Annotated in this window: 3 protein-coding genes; 1 reads left to right on the forward strand and 2 read right to left on the reverse strand. The window is 59.2% G+C overall.

The window, feature by feature from the left end:
- Nucleotides 1–755: integrase core domain-containing protein (locus U9R25_08900; protein ID MEA3336011.1), on the forward strand; the 755-nt coding region annotated here is incomplete at its 5' end.
- Nucleotides 756–949: 194 nt separating this feature from the next.
- Here U9R25_08900 and U9R25_08905 read toward each other — a convergent pair.
- Both U9R25_08905 and U9R25_08910 read right to left on the reverse strand, forming a co-directional pair.
- The gene (locus U9R25_08905; protein ID MEA3336012.1) at nt 950–2104 is read right to left on the reverse strand and encodes a hypothetical protein; all 1155 of its coding nucleotides are present in this window, start codon (nt 2102–2104) and stop codon (nt 950–952) included.
- A 1-nt stretch (nt 2105) separates the two neighbouring features.
- Nucleotides 2106–3227 (reverse strand): uroporphyrinogen decarboxylase family protein, encoded by a 1122-nt coding sequence (locus U9R25_08910; protein ID MEA3336013.1) that lies wholly within the window; start codon nt 3225–3227, stop codon nt 2106–2108.
- Nucleotides 3228–3361 lie beyond the last annotated feature (134 nt).

Raw genomic sequence — 3361 nt, forward strand, 5'->3', positions numbered from 1 at the left:
GTAAGTCCAATCCCAAGTCACAATCACCGAGAATCCCTGCTGAGACCATTTCACTCATCCGGCAAATGGCCGCGGACAACCTGACCTGGGGAGCGGAACGCATTCGGGGCGAACTCCTCAAACCGGGAATCAAAGTCAGCAAACGCACGGTCCAGAAGTATATGGCACGTAATGATACGCCAAGCCCTTCAGGTCAGACCTGGGCCACCTTTTTGATGAACCATGCACCCCACATCTGGGCCTGTGATTTCACCCAGGTCTTCGACATCATGTTCCGCTCCCTATTCATCTTTCTCATCATTGAACATGCCAGTCGCCGTATCGTGCATGTTGCCGTCACCTCTCACCCAAGCGATGCCTGGGTGGCGCAACAACTGCGGGAAGCCACGCCCTGGGCCGAAGGACCCAGGTATTTGATACGGGACAATGACCCCAAGTTCGGACAGCATTTCTCGGCCATTGCAGCAGGAACGGGCATTAAGGAAATTCGCACCCCGGTTGGCGCACCCAACGCGAATGCTATCTGCGAAAGATACATCGGGACCTTACGCAGGGAGTGCCTGGATCACATGATCATCCTCAATCACAAGCATCTCTATGGTGTCTCGCAAGAATTCGTGGCCTTCTACAACCAAGCAAGGCCTCACCAGGGCCTGCAGCAAGGCATCCCGATCCCACCGGCTGATCAACTCGGTTCAGGAAAGGGGCACGGTATTCTACTGGGAGCCAAAGCAAGGGGTGTCAACGCGCTCTAATGCTGCTTTCGCACGCCAGATGCACGGCAATTGTTGCATTTCGTCGTTCTGTTGCTGAGGTGGAACATTGTTTTGACCATGTAACTTCTCAATTGGAGTCGCTCGACACGAGCGAACTGATCGTATTCTCTCTCACTATCCGACCCAACATCCTCCAAAAGCGAACGGATGTGCGTGGTAGCCGGCACGACCCGTCAGCCAAACACCCGACGCATAACATCGCAGTAATACTGCACATTCTCCCACCTGGCATCGGGAGCCAGCCGGTGGTCGGGACAGGGGATGTAGCCGCCCAGGTCGACCAGCGGCTTCAACCGCTCGATCTCGCCGTCGATGGCGGCGTAGTCAAGGGCAAAGACCTTTTTGTCCATGCCACCCACGCCACGCAACTCCCGGCCATACTCTCGCCGCCAGGGCTCTATACTGGCACGCCAGGTGCCCACTTCGATGGGAAACATGACGTTGACCCCGTTCTCCAGCCAGATGGGCACCAGCGCGTCGATCTTGCCGTCGCAATCGACCGAGATCAGCTTGATGCCGGCATCGTTGAGCAGGCCGGTGATGCGGGCATAGTGCGGCCCGACCTTCTCCCGAAACACCTGCGGGTTGATCAGCGGCCCCTTGTTGAAGCAGATATCCTCCCAGAAATGGCCCGTGTCCAGCCTGACTCCCGCCGCCAACGCCCCCTTGACACACTGGTAGGCCAACTCCCCCACCGTTTCGATCATTTCATCGAAAAGCAAGGGGTCGTCCACCTGCAGGTAGGCCGATCCCACCAGCCCCAGCCAGTTGCGGATTTTGCCGTATAGACTGCCGCAGAACAGACCAAAGGGCGAGTCCCAGGCCGATTCCTGCATGTACTCGAGCCCGCCATCGGCATAATCGATGGCACCCTGCGGCGTATTGACCGTCGACTCGCTGATGCGCGCCGCCGAATACATCAGCCTGGGCTTGTATATCTCCTCCCACCCGCTCCGCCCCTTGAGCAGGTGATCCAATTCCTGGGGAATGCCATGCGCGTCCGGCTTGAGCAGGACGATGGCGCCATCCTCGTTGAGCTCCTTGCGGGAGCCGTCGGGCAACACCTCAATCACGCGGCCCTCGATGGGTGGCCGCAGCAGGATTTCGGGGCTGTAATGGGAGGCCCAATTGAAGTCGAAGCCCAGCCGCCGGCCGATGGCCAGGTCCACCTGGTTGCCATCAGCCCAGGCCTGCGCCTCCTGAAGAGTGACATGGCCTTGCTCCGCCCAAAGATCCAGGGTCTCGTGCCAGTAGCCGAAATGCACGATGGGCATCCTGTCGTAAGTTTCGTAGTTCAAGATCGCCAGCGTTCTCTGCCGATTGTTCATGTCACAGCTCACCTCGCAGGAGCTTGTCTTTGCTGGCCATGTAGTGCTGGAAGTTGGACCAGCTCACGTCCGGCGGGACGGTGTGATCGACGGTGGGGATGAATCCGCCCTGCTCGATCAACGGCTGGAGCGTTCGCAGATGCTCGTCGATGGCTGCTGATCCCTGGGTCAGCACCCGCTTGTCCACACCGCCCCACAGTCGCAGCGAAGGCCCGAAGACCTGGCGCAGTCGAACAGGATCCTGGTTCGCGGTGCGTTCCAACGGCCACAGGGCATCGACCCCTGCATCCAGCATCATGGGAATCAACACCTCAGGATTGCCGTCCGTATCGACGCAGATGTAACGGACGCCATTGGACTTGAAGAAGTCGATCACCCGCCGCAGCCGCGGAAAAATGAATTCCCGGAAGGTGGCCGGGCTGAGGAGAGGCGCTGTCTTCATTGCCAGGTCCTCGGCCAGGCAGATATAATCCACCGTCGTCTGCGCCAACACCGGCCGGGCCGCCTCTATCAGGAAGTAGGCAATGTGTTCCATGATGTCGTGGACCAGGGCGGGCTGGTCGTACCAGGCAAAAGATAGCCCCTCGGTGCCCATCAACTCCCTGGCCTGCCAGTAGAAGCCGGGGGTAGCCGTGTTTGGGCCGAAGATCAGGGGGTAGTGACGTTTCTGCCAGCCCTCCACTCGGAAAACCTGCCAGTAGGGTTCGTAGCGCTTCTGGTCAATGGGATCGAGGCGCCTTTTTATCGCCAGCCAATCGGACATGCTGCGCACGGGATGCTCGATGTATTGATCCATGCTCATGCGCGCTCCACCGATGGATCCCGCCTTCAACCCCCGGCGGGTTCGGCCCTGGGCATCGATGAAGGTGATGGTCTTCTCATCCTCGTCCAGGATTTTTTCATCGAAAGGAGGGATCATCTCCCGGCTGAAAGCGATGAACTCCCGGGGATCGAGGCCGATGGTCGCTTCGCCGGGGAACCAGTGCCAGTGCATCGTGCTCGGATCGAGGCCCTCCCTCTCCCAGCGTTCAGCCGTCTGCGGCCACACGCCGGCCTCCCAGTTGGGCACCCGGTCCACGGGCTGGTACGCCATGACGGCGAAGAAACGCTCCAGGTGGTTCATCGATGGGTCCTTTCAGTACCTTACGAGTCAGATTCTTGCACACCGGGCAAGAAAATTAGCCACGAACCTGACAAGGATGTACCGCAGCAATGTCCTGAGCTTGGTCGAAGGGACCTGCGCTGAGCGGAGTCGAA

This window comes from Chloroflexota bacterium (genome assembly GCA_034717495.1).
Classification (GTDB): Bacteria; Chloroflexota; Anaerolineae; order JAAEKA01; family JAAEKA01; genus JAYELL01.